Raw genomic sequence first — 20,152 nt, 5'->3', positions numbered from 1 at the left:
GACATTAATTGATTACAATTGGCATTTTGAAATAAAATAGCTTTTTTAAAGCATATTAGTTTGAGAATATGAACATCCATTTTAGGTCACAGGATGTGATCTCGTTAACCCAAGTGAAAAAACCGATTTTATTATAAACCGAATGACTTCTTTACCAAAATTCTTATTAATTGTGATATTCTTCTTATGGAGCGGAGCCCTTTATGGGCAGACTACGGAAAATATCGTGCAGGGTAAGGTCGTCAATCCTGATCACGTACCTGTTTTCCTGGCTACAATAAGCTTATATAGTATTGATAGCAAACTGATAGCTAGTTCAATGACAGATAGCACGGGCTGTTTTCGGATTGCGCATAGACTAACGGGCAACTATTATTTGTTGATTAAGCACCTTGGTTATAAAGAGTTGAGGAGCAGTTCGTTTAATCCGTCCAATGGCAACGTTGGGACACTACATCTTCTCCGACAGGAGAATACACTGGAAGCGGCAGAAGTCGAAGGTAAAAAGAAGTTGTTTTCTGTAGATGGAGGTACAGTCGTCTATCATGTAGAGAATAGCATAGGCTCACAGGATATATCAGCTTTCGATGCTTTGAAGAGATCCCCTGGTGTGCAGATAGAAAACGATACAGACATTACACTCAATGGGAAAAGTGGTGTACAGATCCTCCTGGACGGAAAACAAACTTTTCTTTCAGGAAAAGAACTTAGTGATCTATTGAAATCGATGTCATCAAATAACCTCAAATCCATCGAAATTATCAATAATCCAAGTGCCAAATATGATGCCACTGGAGCTGCAGGTATAATCAATATCAAAACCAAAAAAAATCAGACAAAAGGATTAAATGGTAACATTTCCACGGCCTTTGCCTATGGTGTCAGTCCCAAACAATTGGAAAACCTTGCATTTAACTATCGGGTTAATAGGATTAATGTCTATGGAACTTACAATCATACATTGGGGTATTACAATTACCTCTATGGTACGGATCGCCAGCAAAATGGAAAGTCGTATGACAGCCATACGATCGACGTGGACAAACGTCAGAAAATGGCGGCTCAAGTCGGGGTCGACTATTTTATTGACGAAAAGAATACGGTCGGTTTTTTGGCAAATGGCAATTTTATCTTTGGAGGAGGTCTCACCAATACCGCTACAGCCATTACGACACCGCCTTCCACCACGGTTGAGGAAACGCTGGATGCCATTAACGATTATTACGGGCAGAATACGAAACGCTACAATTTTAACCTGAACTACAAATACGAAGATACAATAGGGCATAGTCTAAATATTGATGCCGATTACGGTCTCTTCGGTAAATGGAACAAAAACTTGCAGTCAAATATTTACCGTGACAATCAGTATGTCGTTACTGACGAAAATCTTTACCGTACTCTTAATGATATCGATATTGATCTAAAAGGATTAAAAATAGACTATGCGACGCGGTTATGGGGTGGGAAGTTGGAAACAGGTGCCAAATACTCCGCAGTAGGCTCAAAAAATAACGCAAACTTTTATCATGTTAAACAATCGGAAGATAGCCTAGACAATAGACGTTCAAATGATTTTCACTTCGATGAGCATATCAGCAGTGCGTATGTTGACTACAAACGGTCCATTGGTGCCTGGTCCCTACAGGGCGGGCTGCGACTAGAATATGCTAGCTCCAAAGGTACCCTACTTTATCAGGAGTATGGGGCAGATCTCAACGAACATATCAATAGAAAGTTTACTAACTTTTTCCCCTTTTTTTCTATTGCCACACAATTGACTGCTAAACAGACACTGTCTTTGTCTTATGCCAAACGTATAGAAAGACCAGCATATCAGGATCTCAATCCTTTTGTATATATGCTTGACGAGCTTTCATTCTGGAAAGGGAACCCCTTCCTGGTACCTTCATTGACCCAAAGATTTTCGTTACTTTATTCCGTGAAAAATTCGACAATAATAGGCATAAACTATGCCTATACAGACCAATTGAATGCAAAAGTAACAGATACACTGGAACAGGATAAAATCATGATGATCAGTAAAAATGTGGGGACACAGCAACATTGGTCCCTGTCCCTGACGCAGACTTATTCGCCTAGGTCCTGGTGGGACATGACTTTCAATGGCCTGTTGTATTATATCCATAATGACGTTTCCTTTGACCAGTACCAAAATCTCAACTTGAGGCAGACTGCGGGACGAGCCAGTCTCCTTCAGACCTTCAAACTCCCCTTTCAGATGAGGGCAGAAGTTTCGGTGGTCTACAATTCAAAACGACTCGGAGGGGCCAATACCATCAGTAGACCGGTTAGTCAAGCGGACATCGCGTTCCAAAAATCTGTATTAAAAGACAAAGCAACAATACGACTGGCTATCACCGACATCTATAAAGGTAACCAAGTTAAATACACGCAAAATTTACCAGGACTGCTTTCATCAAGTTATGGCTACTACGAATCAAGACAGGTACGTCTGAGTTTCAACTATAGGTTCAGCAGTGGAGCGACTAAGGATCAACGTAATCGCAAATCGGCTCTCGAAAGCGAAAGCGGCCGGATACAATAAGATATCGGTACCGTTTGTACATATTTATTTTCTAATATTGGCCCTGCAATACATTGACGAATCTTCTAAATTTGAAATCTATAAATTAATAAAGACACGACATGAAGTTTACTATTTTCTTTTTAACATTAACATTTCTTTGCTTTAACAGCGAAGCCCAAAAGCAACCTGAAGTCTTTAAGGTGATGGCATGGAATATATTGCACGGAGCAAATGATAGTGAGGATGGCAAAGCCCATGCGGTACAGATTATAAGAGAAATAAATCCGGACGTCATATTGATGGTGGAAACTTACGGTTCGGGTAAAGAAATAGCCGATTCCTTAGGATACAATTTTCATTTAATTGCTCCCGAAGGAACAGCCTTAAATGATAAGAGTGTTAATTTGTCCATCATATCTAGGTACCCTTTTGGTGAACGGATTGACACTGAATTTCCATTTTATCTAGGTGGAAGAGAAGTTATCATCCACAAGCAGAAAATCAGATTATTCTCGAATTGGTTTCATTATTTGCCATGGGAAAACGAGCCCGAAAAGTTGGGTAAAACAGCTGCCGAACTTCTTATTTGGGAAAGATCGGGAGCTAAATATGAAATGATACAAAAGGTATTGCCCTATCTAAAAAAATATGCTGCACAAGCGGATTCAATTCCAATGATTCTTGGTGGAGACCTCAATACGCCGTCTCATTTGGATTGGGGCAAGGATACAAAGAAAATACATAATAATCTGGTGGTTCCCTGGTATTCAACAAAAGTATTGGCCGATATCGGACTGGTGGATACTTATAGAACCTTGAACCCCAATCCCATCACACATCCAGGTATTACATGGCATACGAAAGGGGAAAATGATGACCATCGGATAGATTATATATTTTACAAAAGCCGGAAGTTAAAAGCGTTAAAATCTGAGTCTTATAAGGTATTCTTTAATGAGCCAATCAAACTGAACGGTAAAGAAATTTTATACCCTTCTGATCACGGTTTTGTAGTGACAACATTTAAAATAAGGTAAAACGATCTTAAATACATCGTACAAGTATTGCTGCGCTTATTTATTTTCATCATTTTTATATCGATTCCTAAATAATGTGATAGAAATATTTTCTTAACTGCTATAAATTTAAAATGTAAAAGGTTGAAAAAAACAGATTACGAACAGTTTGCTGGCAAAAAATGTCAGGAACTTATACAGATTCAGGAAAGATTTAGAACGCAGTTTGAGCTAGGCAACTATCAGCAATGGTATTATGACGCTGAACTTGCGCTTCTGAGGTTATACAATAACGATGAAGATCAGATTTATCTAAAATATATTCCGATAGGTACTTTTTCGTTTACATCAGAAACATGGATGTGGAGCTGGTTCAATGAGCATAGTGTCGAACCCAACAAGGGGAGTATACTTGCTGTTAAAGAATTTGGAATCAAAAACAATTATACCAAATTGACAGAAGGAACTTTCCCGGCAGATGAATTCGATTGTTGGGAGTTTGCGGCGATTTCTTTGGATATGTTGAACGGCATGGGGCTTTATAGGGTAAGCACAGAAAAGCTCCAAAGTTATTTCCTGATCACTGCTGTTCTGGATGAAAATTCTCGGGAAGTTGTCCATTTCAACCAGGCAAAAGTAACATGCAAAATCCATGGCTTGTCGAGACCAGCATTTATATGCCAGCATCTTGATCTGAAAAATCCTAAAGGTTTTGAAGAAAGTTTCGATACCTATAAAGGGATGGAACTTGATGAAGAAGATGATTTTGCGGCCTGGTGCGATGAATGTGAAAGGGTCAGAATGAAATATAATGGTTGGAACGAAGACTCAGAAGAATTTGCGAAGATCAAACTTGTTTGTGAAGATTGTTACTTTGAGCTGAAAGACTTTAATAAGGCCGAGTAATTATATCTCCAATTACAATAATCAACGGATAAAACTAAATTTAAATGGAATGAGCTCGACAGAATATCGAGCTCATTATTACAAATCTAATTAACTAAATTTGTCCAATCTTTTGGGGGCAGTCCAAATTTAGATAGCCCCTTGTATATTCAGCTTTTCGTTTGCTATCGCGCTAAATCGATTGAATTTGTCTGACCATTTGGTTGGTAAATCCCCATTCATTGTCATACCAAGCCATCACTTTCACCAAGTCGCCATCGACAACTCGAGTCATTTCTAGATCTACTGTTGCTGCAAATGGACTTTTGATAATATCGGTAGATACCAAGGGCTCGTCGGTTACCGTTAGCACCTTTTTATAGCTATCAGTTTTTGATTCTTCGATCAAGATTTGGTTGATCTCTTCGATTGTGGTGGACCTTTCTGCAATAAACGTAATATCGGAGATGGATCCTACTGGAACAGGAACTCTCACAGCTATACCGTCAAACTTTCCGGCGTATTGTGGAAGTGCTTTTGTCGTCGCTATTGCAGCACCCGTGGCCGCGGGGGCAAGGTTAATACCTGCAGCCCTTCCCATACGCGGCTCTTTTTTTGATGGAGCATCGACCAATGCCTGCGAAGCTGTATAACCGTGTGTGGTATTTAGTATTGCTTTTTTTATTCCCAGTCTCCTGCCCAATATTTCGATTACTGGACTTATATTGTTTGTCGTACAGCTTGCGCACGAAAAGACAGAAACCCTTCCATCTTCGGTATTTACCCCATGGACCACTGTCGGCGTATCTTTGGTAGGACCCGAGATGACGACAAATTTTGCTCCGGAGGTTAAATGTTTTTCAGCGTCCGCTTTGTTCGTGAAAATACCCGTACTCTCTATAACGATATCCGCTTGGATATCTTTCCAAGGTAACTTTTCAATCTCCCTGATACTTGTATATTTAACCACCTTTCCATCGACCACAATTGTATCTCCCTCGATACGCACATCTTTTTCATATTTCCCATAGTTACTATCGTATTTAAGCAGATATGCGGCGTTTTCAATACTCATTAGATCATTAATTCCAACGACCTCAAGATCGGCAGTTTCTGATATTATTTTTAAGGCAGCACGTCCGATGCGACCAAATCCATTAATTGCTATCTTTTTCATCCTATTCCTTTTAAATCTGTTTATATTATTTCTTTTTATATATAAACTAAAGTTCTTTTATTTTTCGGAAAAAAAGATTGACATGGATCAAGAATTTCGCTAAGCTAAAGTCACCCAATTAGTTTTCAAGGATTAGAAGTCGACTGTAGGTAACCATGAGCCTACCGATATCGAGCTATGGCGGAGTTCTGACAATAAAGCGCTGTTCAAAACAAGTACAGGCTTTATTATTTATTGGCCAAACTGAATTCTTCTTCTGTTACGGGATTTAGCCAAGTAACCTGAACATTTTCTTTAAAATTAGTGATGGCAACATGTACCATTTTCGTAGTAGCAGTTGCGCCGTGCCAGTGTTCTATATTCTCAGGAATATTGACAACATCACCTTTTTTGATTGCTTGTGCCGGTTTTCCTTTTTCCTGATAGAGTCCATTTCCTTCGATTACCAGTAAAACCTGACCTTTAGGATGTGTATGCCAGTTTGTTCTCGCACCAGGTGCAAAAGTTACGCTACCTGCCGAGAAATCATTGTTTTTATCCTTTGCTACCAAAGGGGTTAAAAATGCATCTCCAGTAAACCATTCCTTAGGCAATGGTTCCCCTTTGGGAAATATTTCTGCTGTGTTCATTGTATGATCTGTTTTAGTGTTGCAGGCGAATAAACTTATCGCCATAATTGGGATAACGAATAACCCGTTCATATAGTTTGCAATTTGGTCTTTATAAAGATGATCCGAATTCTTTATTATATGTTTTTAATAATTTTTGCCGGAATTCCACCAACAACTGTATTATCCGGTACGTCCTTGCTGACTACGGAACCAGCTGCTACCACCGCATTTTCTCCAATCGTAACGCCGGGCAGGATTGTTGCATTTGCCCCAATCCAAGCATTCTTTTTGATATGGATCGGAGCCACATTTAACGATTGTCTGTTTTCAGCCTCAATTGGATGGCCTTCTGTTAATAAACTCACTTTGGGAGCTATTAATACATCATCTTCTATAATTATACCACCTAAATCCAAAAAAATACAGTCGAAGTTGATGAAGACATTTTTTCCTATCGTTGTATTCTTGCCATAGTTGATATATAATGGTGTAAATACAGTTGTACTTTCATCTATAGCTGAACCGGTAATCTGACTTAATAGATTTCTTATCTCTTTGGGATCAGCTGAATTGTTCATAGGCACCAATAATGCTTTTGTAGCAAAAGAAGCTTGCTGTAAACGGTATCCCTGGGGATCATCGGAAGAAATATTTTTATTCTTTTTCAATCGTTCAAAAATATCTTCCTGATAAGTATTATCTGATGTTTTCATGGAATAGCTAGTTAAATTTTATATGTAATTTAATGGAATAAGTACGTTATTTTAAATTAGCAATAAAGAATGCTGTCAGTTTATCGAATGGAATTTTGTCGAATTGATCATATAAGTCAACATGAACTGCATTGGGGATAATCATTAGCTCCTTTGGTTCGGTAGCAGCTTTATAAGCGTCTTCACTGAAATATCTTGAATGAGCATTTTCACCTGCAATGATTAGCATGGGGCGAGGTGCAATTTCCTTGATATAAGAGAGAATCGGCATATTCATAAACGACAGGGGGGAAGTTCCCGTCCATGAAGCATTTGAATTGATAGAACGAGGATGAAATCCACGAGCTGTTTTATAATAATCAAAATATTCCCTGACAAACTGAGGCTCACTGCCAGTCAATTTTTCCGGTAAATTGTTTGTTGAAGATGCGTAAGATCTACTTTCGGCATCTTTCCAGCGCTGCAGGCCTAATTGTTCCAATGTTTGTGTACGTTGCGCAGCAGTTATCACATCGTTATAGCCTTTTGACATGACGCGCGTCATATCGTACATACTGGTCGTTGCTACTGCTTTTATACGTTTGTCTACTGCCGTTGCATTTAATGCAAAGCCAGCAAATCCACAGATGCCAATGATTCCGATTTTGCTCCTGTCAATATTTTTCTGCAACCCTAGAAAGTCTACAGCTGCGCTGAAATCTTCGGTGTTGATATCTGGCGATGCTACGTTACGAGGTGAACCGCTGCTTTCACCAGTGTAGGAAGGGTCGAACGCCAAGGCAATAAATCCTCTTTCCGCCATTTGGTTGGCATACAATCCAGAAGATTGCTCTTTCACTGCACCAAAAGGGCCACTGATGGCAAGTGCAGATAACACTTTGTTGTCTGTGTTTTTAGGGATGTATAAATCGCCAGAAAGTGTGATGCCATAACGGTTTTTAAAACTTACTTTTTTGCGGGTTACCTTATCGCTTAATTGAAAAGTATAATGATCTGACGAACTATTCATCGGTTTTAAATTTTGGTTTGATTGTACATGCTGCGCGGAAGTCCTATCAGAAAACAGGAAAGACAAGACCAATAATGTTACTGCTATTTTCATATCTGTATTACATTAATTATTACAGATACAAAGGTAGATCAGTATAAAGGGGAGGTGTTAACGATTATCAAACCAAAACTTAAGAATTTCAAATCTCAGATTCCCGGAGCGATTTCGGGTTTGTTCCTGTCAGTTTTTTAAAGAAGTTATTGAAATAAGTAGGATATTCAAATCCCAGTGCGCTGGCTACCTCTGAAATATTCCAGTCTGTATGTTGCAGTAGGGCTTTTGCTTCTGTCAAGATTCTTTCTGAAATCAGCGTCGTTGTAGATTTGCCCGTAATTTCTTTTACAGCACGATTCAGATAGTTGACATGGATGTTGAGGTTTTGCGCATAATCTTGCGCTGTTCTCATTTTGAGCGGACTTGTAGGTGTTTCGATTGGAAATTGACGTTCTAATAGTTCCAAAAACACCGATGCGATACGTGCTGTACCATTCTTGGTAGGGGTATACACTTCTGACGGTTGAAGTTTAAGGGCTTCGTGAATGATTAGGTTGATATAATTGCGTATGAGTTCATCTTTAAACGTATAATCACTTTTTTGCTCTTCGATCATCTTCTCGAAAAGTGTGTTAAGGAACAAGCGTTGATCCTCAGTGATTTTTAAGACCGGCGTACCTCCGATTTTAAAGAACGGCGATTGCTGCAAGCTTTCCGCGCGGTCGGCCTGTTTTAAAAAGTCTTCCGAAAACAAGCATGTATAACCAGCATAGGTCGTAGAAATGGTTTCCCAGGAATAGGGGATATGCGGGTTCCCAAAAAATAGTATCGTGCCTTCTTGTTCAAAGCTTTTATCTGCGTAATGAATCTTACTTTTACCAGTTGTAAGGCATATTTTAAAGAAATCTTTACGACTATAAACACGTGTAGCATTACTGTCATCCTCAATCTGAAATGCTTTAAAACCCTGCAATCTCAGTTCACTATTGAATTCAGAGACACTTCGGACTATTTTTGTTTCCATAGAACAAAGTTAAGAAATTCAAATATAACGTTGTATTTAGTGCAAAAACAACCTAAATAAACGGCTGTATTATCTCAACGGCTGTATTATCACAGTGCTAAACTCGACCTTTTTTTATTTTTATCAAACCAATCACTTCAAGCATTTGTCTATTTATTGACGATCGATTCAATTTAGGAAGTTTAGTTTCGGTTGATTTAATTTTATGGTCAGGTTTAATGCCTGGCCATTTTTAAGCTTAGGTTTAGGGACTGGGCTTTTAGAAAGTATACTCCGGTCCATAAAGGATTCGTTTATAATTTAGTTAAGGGGCTAGTCGAAAGATTAGTCCTTTTTTTAAAAATTAAGGAACAATTCTCACTGGATAACGTTCATTGAAGAGCTTCGAATGTTCTGATGTAAAGGAGAAAAATAGGCTTTCTATTCACGCTAGCTTGACGAAAAAGTAAATTTGACGAATTCAGAATAAATGCTTATCATGGCCTCTATGATAGTTTATCATCTAAAAGATATACAATATAAAGCTGAAAGGGCGATCACCCCTTTTCATATTTTTGATTTGGACAGGGAAGCTCTCGCAGCTTATAGAGAACCTCATACAAAAGACCATTTTTGCCTTTTGTTTGTTAAAAAAGGTCGGCTCAATCTGCAGGTGGAAGACCGCCGTTATACCGTCAATGCACCTCATATATGTGTCATCTTTCCCGGTCAGCTCTCCTCCAAAGAGTTGCTAAGCGACGACTTTGAAGGCAAATTGATCCTGTTTGACGAAGTACTATTCTGTTCGGATATCCTGAAAAATGAATTGAGTATTTACAACTACAATATCTCCGTAAAACTCAACCATATTGAATTGCCCGAGGCAGAAACCTCAGAAATAGAGATGCTGCTGGAGCAGGTCGAAAAATCATATCAGGATTTAACATCGATCAAGAAGGAGCAAGCGCGTTTCTACATCAAAATCATCTTACTCAAATTGGTGGAATTTGTCCATACCAAATGGGGAAACAGCCAGCTCAGTAATGAAAACGCAAAGATCTATGGTAAATTTCTGGAATTGTTGGAAAGGCATTATAAAACGGAGCGTACCGTGGGCTGGTATGCAGAAAAATTACAGCTGTCTCCAAAAAAGTTAAATGAAATTACCCGCAAGATTGCAGGACTGACCTCTATAGAAACCATTCATGCGCGGATTATGAATGAAATCAAACAACTGCTGCTGTTATCCAACTACTCACATAAGGAGATTGCCTTTGAACTCGGATTCAATTCACCTGCGGCACTGAACAAGTTTGTGCGCGCCAAACTGGATGAAACGCCAACCAATCTGCAGCAGCAATTGGCGCAAATGTATAAGACTTAAGTCTATTATGTGATTTGATATGGTTTTATCCTGTGGTTGTGTTGGATCAAATGTATATCATATCGTAAGTAAAGTATAACATTTGCCTTCCCGGACACAGTAACTTTGCATCAGAAATTTAATGTAAAATATATGAGCAAGTTATTTGTTGCCAGCGAAGTATTCCACGGGGCTGGTACATTGTCGGAATTGAAAAATCTAACTGGAAAAAAAGCCATCATCGTAACTGGTGGTCAATCCATGAAAAAAAGCGGAACTTTGGACCGTGCCATAAGTTATTTGACCGAAGCAGGATTGGAAACTGCTGTTTTTGACGGTGTCGAAGAAGATCCATCATCGGCGACAAGCCTTCGAGGTGCTGCAGTGATAACTGATTTTCAGCCTGATTGGATCATTGGTCTAGGAGGTTGCTCTGCAATTGATGCGGCAAAGATGATGTGGGTGTTTTATGAATATCCCGATGCAAATTTTGAAGCGATGACCCAACCTTTTAACGTGCCAACATTGCGTCAAAAGGCTAAATTCATTGCCATTCCATCAACAAGCGGTACAGGTACGGAAACCACAGGATTGGCTGTGATCACCGATCGGGAAAAAGGGGTGAAGTATCCAATCGTGTCGTATGAATTGACGCCGGATATCGCTATTGTCGATGGTGAAATTTGTGCCACGATGCCTGCACATATTACCTCCAATACTGGTCTAGATGCTCTTACACACTGTGTGGAAGCCTATGTGTCCAACATCGAAAATAACTATGCCGATGCCTTGGCTAAAGGGGGACTGGAAATTGTTTTCGAAAATCTGGAAGAGGCGGTCAATAACCCGACAAACATTAAAGCACGCCAAAATATGCACGATGCATCTTTTATGGGCGGACTGGCTTTCAACAATGCCTGGTTGGGTATTGTCCACTCTCTCTCGCATCAGGTAGGTGCACTCTACGGCGTCCCTCACGGAGCTTCCAATGCGATATTCTTGCCTAATGTGATCCGTTTTAATCAGACAGCTACAACAAGATATCCTGATTTGGCTAAACTTGTCGGTAGAGATTCGGCCGAAGGATTGGCACAGGAAATTGAAAAACTAAGAACTGCGGTCAACAATATTGGCTCCCTCAAGGCATTTGGTATTTCCAAGGAAGACTGGGAAAAAAATCTGGATTATATGGCTCAAAATGCTTTACAAGATCCATGTACTGGCTTTAACCCGCGTAAGCCTAGCCTACAGGACTTAAAAGATCTTTATAACGCTTGCTACGAAGGTGTGATTTACGAGAATTAATCGAACAGGCCACAGAAAGCGGTTGTAGCGAAGGTGCGCAATCGCTTTCTTCTGAATAAAAAGCACTGTTCCAGCTGCAACCGCAACTAATGTCTTATAAACCAAACTAAGTTTCATTCGTTTAAAATAAAAGATGCTTTATCGATAAAGATGCTATGGATTGAAGCTGATCGGTAAATTTCTGTCGTTTGCAACGTTAATTCAATTCATGAAGATTAGCTTCATTCTTTATAGCATGCAGCGGTAAATTCTATAGAGCTATACTAATAAGTTATTGTATTTTGAACCTTTTTACCGTGCTATTGTGTTATAGCGGAAAATGGGGTAAACTTAATTTAGTATTTTGGCAGATAATGAGATTATTGCACCAAGAGTAAGGGCGCGCGGAAAACGGTATTAAATAAAAAGTATAGCAGATAGATCAAATAACTTAAAAACTAATGATGCTTTTTGACAGATTCATCTATAAGTTTCATTAGCTGATTGACAGTTTTAGCTACTTCTTCTTTCCGCACAACTAATGTCTTTTTTTCTAGATCTGGAGGAAGGGAAATCTTGCCATTAAATTCAGGAAGAAACATATTGATCATTTCCTGATTCATTTTATTGAAATTAAAAAAAGTCCATTTTTTGGTTTCGTCTTCTTTTAGCGCTAATAAGTTAGCTGAAGTGATCGCCATTTTGTCTTTTTCGGGCATGGACATGACCAGTACTTGGGGAATAAAGCAATACGCTATTCCATCAATCTTCGAGATATCCATATCGACATAGTTAATCATGGAATCAATTTTAACCCCGTATTTTATAAGAGAAGAATAAAGTTCTTTGGTCACCTTTGTTGCTTGCTCAATGCCGCCCATGCTTTCAATTATACGTGGCGATGTTTGACTTAGAATACCTTCGATATCTCCGGAAATAGACGCTTTTGTCATGGTTGAAAGCGCTTCCCTAAGCTGCGGATCTCTTTGCGCAGAGCTTATATGGTGAAAAATAGTTAATAGTGTAATTAGCAAAAAAAATCTTTTTCGCTGGATGTTTTTAAACTTGTTGAACCAATTGTTGCTTTGCATAATGGAAAGAGGCTATTTCGTTTTAAATTCCGTAGGTCTCATATTGGTGAGCAGATAAAAGTTATTGCTAAAAGCCGCGATATTTGAATAGCCAATCTCGTAGGCAATCTCAGTCATATTGAAATCTGTATCGTTGATTAATTCCATTGCCTTAATAATTCGTAGCATTTTTAAGTACTGAACAAATGTAATGTGCAATTTATGCTGGAATAATCTGGTGAGACTGCGAACACTCATTCCAGATTGCTGAGCAATCATCGCTAAACTTAGATTTTCATTTAACCGATTTCTAAAACTGTCGATTATGGTATTGAGCCTTTGATCGTCTGTTGTAGGAAGTTGTATGGAGAATTTTTTGAGATTTTCTTTTGATAATACGCCTTTCAGCGTATTTAAAAATTCATACTCCCACGAACCTTTGTAATAATCACCTTGCCACTTCTCACTAAATGAGAGCATTTCTGCCAGGAGCTTACTCACTGGATAAATACCCAATTCCTCATAAAAATTACCAGCACTTTCTTCCGGAAAATAGATATTGATAATAAACAGGTCCTGCGTATTGAACATCAGGTTGTGCCGATAATTTTTTGGTATCCAAATATAATGATTTGAGGGAATATAGAAGTCCTTTTCGTCAGTCTGCAAGTAAGCAATCCCGCCATAAACTAATAACAACTGAGCTTTATTGTGCTGGTGAGCAGGCAAACGCTGCTCCGTTTGCTGTCGCATCACGAGGATTGAATCAGGGTTTTGATCAACAATATGTATTATTTGACTAAGAATTTCCATGTGGCCAAATTTAATAAATATTAGGCTAATTATATGAAATCATACTTCACCATGCTAGATAATTTTGCAGTGTAAATAATAGTAAAGTCATTATGAAACATAAAATCATAACATCTCACAAAGATTTTAAACTTGAAACACAAGCTCAAAAGTCTGATAATAAATCACATCATTCAGATGAAGAAATCGACAGTGCAAATATCTTCTGGTTTGCTTATGGGTATAACTATGCTTTTATGCCAATGGTAGATTTAACTTTTGCCTTCGATGAATTGAAAGAGATCGTAAAACCATGGCTAGTAAAAGGAAAGAAATATATAAAGAAAACCGATGAAACAATATAGAACAGTCCGGATTTTGGGCATATTGTTAGCCCTATTTGTACAATCACTCTATGCCCAGCATATTGAAAATGCGCGGGTATTAAGTTTGGAAGAAATTTGGAAAGTAGCCGAAACAAATAACCGTCAACTGAAACTATCCGACCTACATCTCCAGGAGAGCAATTTAGAAATATTGGAAGCGAAAGACCGTTTGTTGCCGGAGCTTTCGGTTGGTGGAGATGCAAAACTCAATTCCAAATTCCTGATCTATGACAATGGATTATTTTCTTCTCCACAGGATGTGCCTGTAAAAGGTTATGGTTACGGCGTGGGTTACAACCTGAACGTCAATCTTTACAATGGTGGTAAAGACAAAAGAAACATTGCCATGAAAAAGGAAGAAGCGGTACGCATACAATATGAAGTTGATCTGCAAAAGCACAGTGTAAAATACAATGTTGCAGCTGCTTACTTTTATCTATACAAGTTTCTGCATTTCCATGATTTTCTTGATGCAGAAATTGATGCAGAAAAAAAACAACTGGCACTCGTAGAAAGCCTGCATAAAAACGGCACTGTGCTAAAGAGCGATGTACTGAGAACCTCCGTAAAATTAGCGCAACTGGAGCTCAGCCTTTCTGATGTTACGAAGAAGATTGAAATCGCTAAACAACGGCTCAATATTCTGATGGGGCGTGAAAATGATGCTGAGCTGGCAATAAAATACCAAGATACAATCGAGTTAAGCGCTATCACTGAAGGTGACTATGAGGATTATGTAGACATCGCTTTTAACAAATCGCCGGAATACAAGATAGCCTATAGCGCTGTCAAATTGAGCGAAATGAACATCAAGCAGGTAAAAGCGATGCTGTTACCTAAAGTCTCCTTGTATTCGACTTACAATTACACCTATCCGCAGATTTCATTCTATCCGTATTCCAATGATTTATGGGGATTTGGTCAGACAGGGGTTAAAGTCCAGTTTTCTATCGATAATCTATACAAAAGCAAGCATTCCATCGCTCATGCCCAAGTGGTCAGTAATGAGGCAAGAGAAAAAGCGAACATTAAAAAAGATGAAATCTATCTTCAGGTAAAAGAAGCTTATTTGCAGCGGCAACAGGCTTTGGAGAGTATGGAAACAGCGGAGCAAAATATCATTAAAACCGCCGAAACTGTTCGTGTTATCAGAAGTAGCTACATAAACCAGGAATCACTTCTTACCGATCTTCTAGAAGCCGAAAATGCTTTACTGGAAGCTAAGTTTAATCTGACAACGGCACAAACAAACGTCAAACTTGCGCATATCAGGCTATTGGCAATTATCGGAATTCTTTAATACAAATATCATGAACAAAAATAAAACAGATAAAATTGTTGTAAGCTTAACCAAATGGTTTGGTATCACATTATTCGTAGGAATCATTATTTGGGTAGCAGCTTATTTTTTCGAGGGATATCGCTATGAACAGACCAACGACGCTCAGATTGATGCCTATCTTTCCCCGATAAACGCAAAAGTAGGGGGCTATATCCGTAAAATATATTATAAGGACAATCAGCAGATTAAAAAGGGCGATACACTTGTGGTGATTGAATTGGATGAGTACGGGCTGAAAAGAGATGCTGCGTCCGCAGAACTCATGAGCTCACAGGCAAAATTACCGATCTTGGCGGCAAGCGAAGGAACGCAGGTTAAAAGTATTGCAGTCATCAAAGCCCAATTGGGAGGTGCTAAAGCGCGATTGAATCAGCAGCAAAAAGAATTTGACCGGTATAAAAATCTACTGGCGGACGAATCGACCACACAACAAAAATTCGACAACATCAGTGCTACTTTATCCATCACCCAATCAGATTATGACCAGACAAAAGCTTCTTTACAGGTCGCCGAATCTAAACTAAACGATTTCAGGGTACAGCGCAATGCCATAGAGGCAGAGATAAAGATAAAAGAAGCACTTCTCGAAAGACAAGAATTGGACATTAGATATACCGTTATCACAGCACCTTTTGATGGACAAATTGGGAAGAAGACCATTCAGGCAGGACAACTGATACAGCCCGGACAGACTTTGGCATTCTTGGTGAACAGAGCCGAGGAAAAGTGGGTAATGGCAAATTTTAAGGAAACACAGATTGGGAAATTCAAAATCGGTCAAGCGGTATCTGTTGAAGTCGATGCTTTTCCAAATGAAAAATTCACCGGTACAATCGAATCCCTTTCGCCAACCACAGGCTCCCGTTATTCGTTGCTTCCGCCAGATAATGCTACCGGTAATTTTGTTAAAATCATCCAACGTATTCCTGTTCGGATTAAACTGACCGATATGTCCGAAAAATTAACTAAGCTTTCTGCCGGAATGAATGCGAATGTTTACGTTTTAAAAAACTAACGATGCAAGCACATAAAATACCAATTTTTAAATCCTGGGTATCAGAATGGATGGCAAGGTCCGTCATATTTGCTATTCTCATGAGCAGTCTGTTTAGTTTTGCCTTTTACGGAAGTCCGGTTGCTGCGATGGGCTTTTACGGAATACAAGCTACCGATGTACAATATGGTATGGTCGTTATTTATGGTTCTACCGTAGCCTTTCTGGCTCTGGATTTTAGAATCGTAAAATATTTTGCACCAAGGGAATATCTACTGCTGGCACTTGCGGTAAATGCACTATGTGCTGTGGTCTGTTTTTATTTCAGAGATTGGGCATTATTTGTTTTCTGTCAGTTTTTGCAGGGTATTACCTGTGCATTGATGTCGGGAATTGTGTTACAGCTTATTTTTCCACGGTTACAGTCTGTACGTGCCCGTGTGATTGCTTATAGTCTCCTTTATGGCAGTATACAAATAGCTGTACCATTTTACTCCATCTATATCAGTGTCGTCATTCATTTCTTTGATTTCAACTGGATATTCTACGGATTTATTATTGTAGTCATTATGCTGACAGGTGTTGTTTTACTTACCATGAACAGTAAGGCCCGGTTTACTAGAAAAATACCACTGTATCAGGTGGACTGGATAGGCTATTTATTTTATGTGTCTTTTATCTTGATAGTTGGATACATCCTTGTGTACGGACGACAATTGGGATGGTTTGATAGTTCATTAATCAGCACACTTTGTTTAGTTAATTTAATTATTCTTTCTCTTTTTATTAGCAGAGAATTGAAACTTAAGCGACCATTAATCAATTTACAGATCTTTAGAACAAAGAATTTCGTTATTGGGCTTTTGCTTCTTTTTACCTTTTATATCTTTAAAGGAAGTACTGGGCTTGCCTATGGTTATCTTGAAGCGATTTTAGGAAACCATCCACTGAGTACCATTCCGATATGGATTGCCGTAATTGTTGGAACTGTTTTGAGTATGTTTATCATTTCCCGATTTGTCTTGATGGGCTATAACCTGATCCGGATGATTATTGTTGGTTTTGGGTTGATGGCAGTATATTATGCCTATATGATACTATTTGTTTCTGTACAGGGCGAAACAGCAGACTTCCTTCTGCCCATGTTTATTTATGGTGTGGCAACAGGTGTATTGTTTGTCCCGATTGTTTCATTTGCGGCATCGTCAGCGCCTTCCAAAATCGCCGTCAATGCCTCTCTGATTGGTATATTTTCAAGGTTCATAGGCTTTACAGCTAGTCTGGCACTTAATAACGAGCTTCAATTATTTGCAAAATCATCCGTAAGGGAAAAGGTGCGGGAATCGCTCACCGAAACCAGCCCTCAATTGCCTGTTACCTTACTGGATATTCAAAACCAGTACATAAATGCAGGCAGTGATATGTATACGGCAAAAACAGTATCTTCCGGCTATTTTAATCAAATGATCGGTCAGCAAATATTGGCTCGCGCTATCAGGGACTATTATGATCTGATGTTGACAGGTTTGATTTTTGTCCTCATTATTCTGCTGCTCTTGCCTCAAATTCAACATGTTGTTTTGAGATTAAGAAAAGGAAATGTTCCCTATTAAAGATTTTGTTATTTCAGAAATTATCAAAGCAAAGTATTATGCAATTCCAAGGCCGGGATCGAACACTTGGCGCATGAGCCTATGGGCTACAAGATTACGCAACCGATTTCGTTTGAAGGAAATTTTCTGATCCCAAATTTTATAAATAATTTGTCGTAATGACGCTTTTTTAGCAGTTAAACTTGTTAATGCAATTATTATTAATTTTGTATGCTAGATTTTGTATAGGCCCCAAATTTTTTAAGATCGGCAATAGAGGACAAAATAAGATGATATGACGGATGTGCTTGAAAAATATCTATTCTCGATAGGGATGTTGTCTGCTGACGAAATAAATTTTTCTGTTCAGTTCTTCAAATCACTTGGTTTGAAGAAGGGTGATTTTTTTATTCATATGGACGAACCCTGTCGTCATATTGGATTCATATCCCGTGGTGCGGTAAAAGCATATGCTATTGACAAGGAGGGTAAAGAAAATATAACCTGCTTTAAATTTGAAAATGAATTTGTAACCTCATTCCCTGAGTTTGTCGCTCAGGAAAAATCCAGAAGGAGCATCAGGGCGGTGGAAAATAGTATAATCCATAGGATAAGCTATACTGATTATCAATACCTGCTTGGTCAAGTGACTTCTTGGCACAAGGTTATACAAGCTGTGATGGAACGGGAATATAGCCAAAAGGAACAATATCTCCTGAATTACAATAATAAGTCAGCTCTGGATAAATATCGCCATGTTCTTTCGAATGAACCCAAGCTCGTTCAGCGCATAGCGACACAGGACCTGGCATCCTATTTGGGCATTACACAGAGATCTCTTACACGGGCGAAGGGACAAATACACAGCCCCAAAGTATTATAGGACAAATGTCCTTATATATTTCTGTTCAGTGATATAGATTTGCACAAAAAAGCTATGTTACATCAAATTGCCCAAGAAGTGTTCCATGTTCCATTGATGCCACGAAACAGTATCAACTGCTATATCGTAGAGGGTGTATTGGTTGATTGTGGGATACGAAGTTCATACAATGTGCTGAAGGATGCCCTTCAGAAAATACCTGTCCACCAACATGTACTTACGCATGCGCATGCAGACCATCAGGGCTGTAGTGATCAGCTCTGTGATGAGTTTGGAATACCTTTACTTTGCCATGGAAATGAAGTGGCTAGGACAGAAACAGGTATGGTAACCAATGATTATCCAAATCCCAAACATTGGATTGCAAAACTTCAACAAAAATATTGGGCAGGACAGGGCCACAAAGTCGACGGTACACTCGTTGAAAATGATAGCATCGGAAACTTTCGGGTCATAGAAACTCCAGGCCATTCAAGCGGTCATATTTCTTTATTTCGTGAGCGAGATGGTGTATTGATAATCGGGGATGCCGCTACAAATATGAATCTGCTCACAACAGTGACTGGCCTAGGGCTCCCTCCAAAAATATTCACGTCGGATCAACAGCACAATATTAGATCGCTTCAGAAGTTGGCAGGACTGAATCCCTCCATCATATGTTTCGGTCATGGCCCGGTGATGCGAAATACGGACCGAAAGTTTGAGCAATTTGTAGCGGAATGCGTATCGTTGTTCAATTCGCGAACCACGGCCCCTGTATGAAAGTAAAAAACAAAATAAGAAGTTCCTTATTTCTTGCGATGCTCTAGTGAATTTTTCAAATTCAGGACTTTTATGAAAACTGGGAACATCTTATTGCCTAAGAAGTTTTAAGTAAGTTAATATTATTCCGCTGTGCTCGGCTTCGTGAAAGTTAGCCGCTTGAAGTGCTTGGATGTGATCATTAATCGAGAAGCCAATTGGTAAGCTGAATGGTTGGTATTCAACAAATATACCCGATGCTAAATCTTTACTAAGTTGGTTTACTGTATAAAGCAATAGATGTTTTATTTCATCAAGGTCTGGCGTATTTTTCCAAGTATGCGGTGCAGTTCCAATTTTGAACGTTTCCATAAAATCCTGTGATATATGCATTGGAAGTCCACTACGCATATACATATGTCGCTGTTGGGAAGTGATACAGTGACCAATTTGCCAAACGATATTATTGTTAAAGCTTTCTGGAATCTTAAATAATATGTTATTATCAACTGTTTCTATTAATTGTAATAATCTGGTTCTGCTGGCTTTTAAAATTTCGAATTCAAATAATTCATTCGTCATAGTATTGGTTAATATTTTAAATTAATTTAATAAACTCATTGTGAATTTCGTCCAATATACATATATTAACAAGTAAATATTCAAAGTCCAGTTAATAAATATTCTAAACCAAAATCTTGTAA

20 protein-coding genes are annotated in these 20,152 nt (G+C 38.7%); 12 read left to right on the top strand and 8 right to left on the bottom strand.

Annotated features, from left to right (window positions below):
- Positions 1-142: 142 nt before the first annotated feature.
- From GVK91_RS10115 to GVK91_RS27745, 4 genes are all read left to right on the top strand, one after another.
- The gene (locus GVK91_RS10115; RefSeq protein ID WP_159728463.1) at positions 143-2,569 is read left to right on the top strand and encodes a TonB-dependent receptor; all 2,427 of its coding nucleotides are present in this window, start codon (positions 143-145) and stop codon (positions 2,567-2,569) included.
- 101 nt (positions 2,570-2,670) lie between these two features.
- Entirely contained in the window at positions 2,671-3,588 is a 918-nt protein-coding gene (locus GVK91_RS10110) for an endonuclease/exonuclease/phosphatase family protein (protein WP_153845503.1), read from the top strand.
- Positions 3,589-3,711: 123 nt separating this feature from the next.
- The gene (locus GVK91_RS10105) at positions 3,712-4,473 is read left to right on the top strand and encodes a DUF6882 domain-containing protein (protein ID WP_153845504.1); all 762 of its coding nucleotides are present in this window, start codon (positions 3,712-3,714) and stop codon (positions 4,471-4,473) included.
- The gene (locus GVK91_RS27745; protein WP_159729091.1) at positions 4,460-4,567 is read left to right on the top strand and encodes an IS3 family transposase; all 108 of its coding nucleotides are present in this window, start codon (positions 4,460-4,462) and stop codon (positions 4,565-4,567) included. Before GVK91_RS10105 ends, GVK91_RS27745 begins: the two co-directional genes overlap by 14 nt.
- Positions 4,568-4,645: 78 nt before the next feature.
- Here the strand turns inward: GVK91_RS27745 and GVK91_RS10095 are convergent, their stop codons facing one another.
- The 5 genes from GVK91_RS10095 to GVK91_RS10075 all read right to left on the bottom strand — a co-directional run bounded on the left by GVK91_RS10095 (position 4,646) and on the right by GVK91_RS10075 (position 9,022).
- Positions 4,646-5,629: a type I glyceraldehyde-3-phosphate dehydrogenase gene (locus tag GVK91_RS10095; RefSeq protein WP_159728461.1), complete on the bottom strand. Its 984-nt coding sequence runs from the start codon at positions 5,627-5,629 to the stop codon at positions 4,646-4,648.
- A 227-nt stretch (positions 5,630-5,856) separates the two neighbouring features.
- The gene (locus GVK91_RS10090; protein WP_159728459.1) at positions 5,857-6,258 is read right to left on the bottom strand and encodes a cupin domain-containing protein; all 402 of its coding nucleotides are present in this window, start codon (positions 6,256-6,258) and stop codon (positions 5,857-5,859) included.
- A 116-nt stretch (positions 6,259-6,374) separates the two neighbouring features.
- The gene (locus GVK91_RS10085; RefSeq protein ID WP_159728457.1) at positions 6,375-6,953 is read right to left on the bottom strand and encodes a sugar O-acetyltransferase; all 579 of its coding nucleotides are present in this window, start codon (positions 6,951-6,953) and stop codon (positions 6,375-6,377) included.
- 46 nt (positions 6,954-6,999) lie between these two features.
- On the bottom strand, positions 7,000-8,055 hold the full coding sequence (locus GVK91_RS10080; protein ID WP_159728455.1) for an alpha/beta hydrolase: 1,056 nt from the start codon (positions 8,053-8,055) through the stop codon (positions 7,000-7,002).
- A gap of 88 nt (positions 8,056-8,143) precedes the next feature.
- Positions 8,144-9,022, bottom strand: a complete 879-nt coding sequence (locus GVK91_RS10075; protein WP_120334551.1) for an AraC family transcriptional regulator — start codon at positions 9,020-9,022, stop codon at positions 8,144-8,146.
- Between the two features lie 487 nt (positions 9,023-9,509).
- Here GVK91_RS10075 and GVK91_RS10070 point away from each other — a divergent pair, with 487 nt between their 5' ends.
- Positions 9,510-10,385, top strand: a complete 876-nt coding sequence (locus GVK91_RS10070) for an AraC family transcriptional regulator (protein ID WP_159728453.1) — start codon at positions 9,510-9,512, stop codon at positions 10,383-10,385.
- 132 nt (positions 10,386-10,517) lie between these two features.
- Positions 10,518-11,669: an iron-containing alcohol dehydrogenase gene (locus GVK91_RS10065; RefSeq protein ID WP_159728451.1), complete on the top strand. Its 1,152-nt coding sequence runs from the start codon at positions 10,518-10,520 to the stop codon at positions 11,667-11,669.
- A gap of 437 nt (positions 11,670-12,106) precedes the next feature.
- On the opposite strand, the gene GVK91_RS10060 is transcribed toward GVK91_RS10065, so the two are convergent.
- The gene (locus GVK91_RS10060; protein WP_159728449.1) at positions 12,107-12,682 is read right to left on the bottom strand and encodes a hypothetical protein; all 576 of its coding nucleotides are present in this window, start codon (positions 12,680-12,682) and stop codon (positions 12,107-12,109) included.
- Positions 12,683-12,751: 69 nt separating this feature from the next.
- Positions 12,752-13,531 carry a response regulator transcription factor gene (locus GVK91_RS10055; protein WP_075992143.1) on the bottom strand — a complete coding sequence of 260 codons (780 nt, stop codon included), beginning with the start codon at positions 13,529-13,531 and terminating at the stop codon, positions 12,752-12,754.
- Positions 13,532-13,623: 92 nt separating this feature from the next.
- On the opposite strand from GVK91_RS10055, the gene GVK91_RS10050 reads away from it, so the two are divergent.
- The 6 genes from GVK91_RS10050 to GVK91_RS10025 all read left to right on the top strand — a co-directional run bounded on the left by GVK91_RS10050 (position 13,624) and on the right by GVK91_RS10025 (position 19,469).
- Positions 13,624-13,875, top strand: a complete 252-nt coding sequence (locus tag GVK91_RS10050) for a hypothetical protein (protein ID WP_159728447.1) — start codon at positions 13,624-13,626, stop codon at positions 13,873-13,875.
- Positions 13,862-15,196 carry a TolC family protein gene (locus GVK91_RS10045; RefSeq protein WP_159728445.1) on the top strand — a complete coding sequence of 445 codons (1,335 nt, stop codon included), beginning with the start codon at positions 13,862-13,864 and terminating at the stop codon, positions 15,194-15,196. Before GVK91_RS10050 ends, GVK91_RS10045 begins: the two co-directional genes overlap by 14 nt.
- 10 nt (positions 15,197-15,206) lie before the next feature.
- Complete coding sequence (locus GVK91_RS10040; RefSeq protein WP_159728443.1) at positions 15,207-16,253, top strand: HlyD family secretion protein; 1,047 nt, start codon at positions 15,207-15,209, stop codon at positions 16,251-16,253.
- Positions 16,254-16,255: 2 nt separating this feature from the next.
- Positions 16,256-17,845 carry an MFS transporter gene (locus GVK91_RS10035; protein ID WP_159728441.1) on the top strand — a complete coding sequence of 530 codons (1,590 nt, stop codon included), beginning with the start codon at positions 16,256-16,258 and terminating at the stop codon, positions 17,843-17,845.
- A 274-nt stretch (positions 17,846-18,119) separates the two neighbouring features.
- On the top strand, positions 18,120-18,707 hold the full coding sequence (locus tag GVK91_RS10030) for a Crp/Fnr family transcriptional regulator (RefSeq protein ID WP_159728439.1): 588 nt from the start codon (positions 18,120-18,122) through the stop codon (positions 18,705-18,707).
- A 54-nt stretch (positions 18,708-18,761) separates the two neighbouring features.
- Entirely contained in the window at positions 18,762-19,469 is a 708-nt protein-coding gene (locus tag GVK91_RS10025) for an MBL fold metallo-hydrolase (protein WP_159728437.1), read from the top strand.
- A 90-nt stretch (positions 19,470-19,559) separates the two neighbouring features.
- On the opposite strand, the gene GVK91_RS10020 is transcribed toward GVK91_RS10025, so the two are convergent.
- Positions 19,560-20,030, bottom strand: coding sequence for a DinB family protein (locus GVK91_RS10020; RefSeq protein WP_159728435.1), 471 nt, complete (start codon positions 20,028-20,030; stop codon positions 19,560-19,562).
- Positions 20,031-20,152 lie beyond the last annotated feature (122 nt).

This window comes from Sphingobacterium sp. 18053 (genome assembly GCF_902706145.1).
Lineage (GTDB): Bacteria > Bacteroidota > Bacteroidia > Sphingobacteriales > Sphingobacteriaceae > Sphingobacterium > Sphingobacterium paramultivorum.
Note: the sequence above shows the minus strand (reverse complement) of the source record. Positions and strands in the feature narration are given on the sequence as shown.

Excerpts from the sequence above, each read along its gene's own strand:
- GVK91_RS10030 (WP_159728439.1), top strand. The coding sequence starts at position 18,120 with ATGACGGATGTGCTTGAAAAATATCTATTCTCGATAGGGATGTTGTCT.
- GVK91_RS10070 (WP_159728453.1), top strand. The coding sequence starts at position 9,510 with ATGATAGTTTATCATCTAAAAGATATACAATATAAAGCTGAAAGGGCG.
- GVK91_RS10110 (WP_153845503.1), top strand. The coding sequence starts at position 2,671 with ATGAAGTTTACTATTTTCTTTTTAACATTAACATTTCTTTGCTTTAAC.
- GVK91_RS10065 (WP_159728451.1), top strand. The coding sequence starts at position 10,518 with ATGAGCAAGTTATTTGTTGCCAGCGAAGTATTCCACGGGGCTGGTACA.
- GVK91_RS10080 (WP_159728455.1), bottom strand. The coding sequence starts at position 8,055 with ATGAAAATAGCAGTAACATTATTGGTCTTGTCTTTCCTGTTTTCTGAT.
- GVK91_RS10115 (WP_159728463.1), top strand. The coding sequence starts at position 143 with ATGACTTCTTTACCAAAATTCTTATTAATTGTGATATTCTTCTTATGG.
- GVK91_RS10025 (WP_159728437.1), top strand. The coding sequence starts at position 18,762 with ATGTTACATCAAATTGCCCAAGAAGTGTTCCATGTTCCATTGATGCCA.
- GVK91_RS10040 (WP_159728443.1), top strand. The coding sequence starts at position 15,207 with ATGAACAAAAATAAAACAGATAAAATTGTTGTAAGCTTAACCAAATGG.
- GVK91_RS10085 (WP_159728457.1), bottom strand. The coding sequence starts at position 6,953 with ATGAAAACATCAGATAATACTTATCAGGAAGATATTTTTGAACGATTG.
- GVK91_RS10035 (WP_159728441.1), top strand. The coding sequence starts at position 16,256 with ATGCAAGCACATAAAATACCAATTTTTAAATCCTGGGTATCAGAATGG.
- GVK91_RS10055 (WP_075992143.1), bottom strand. The coding sequence starts at position 13,531 with ATGGAAATTCTTAGTCAAATAATACATATTGTTGATCAAAACCCTGAT.
- GVK91_RS10075 (WP_120334551.1), bottom strand. The coding sequence starts at position 9,022 with ATGGAAACAAAAATAGTCCGAAGTGTCTCTGAATTCAATAGTGAACTG.
- GVK91_RS10045 (WP_159728445.1), top strand. The coding sequence starts at position 13,862 with ATGAAACAATATAGAACAGTCCGGATTTTGGGCATATTGTTAGCCCTA.
- GVK91_RS10020 (WP_159728435.1), bottom strand. The coding sequence starts at position 20,030 with ATGACGAATGAATTATTTGAATTCGAAATTTTAAAAGCCAGCAGAACC.
- GVK91_RS10090 (WP_159728459.1), bottom strand. The coding sequence starts at position 6,258 with ATGAACACAGCAGAAATATTTCCCAAAGGGGAACCATTGCCTAAGGAA.
- GVK91_RS10050 (WP_159728447.1), top strand. The coding sequence starts at position 13,624 with ATGAAACATAAAATCATAACATCTCACAAAGATTTTAAACTTGAAACA.
- GVK91_RS10095 (WP_159728461.1), bottom strand. The coding sequence starts at position 5,629 with ATGAAAAAGATAGCAATTAATGGATTTGGTCGCATCGGACGTGCTGCC.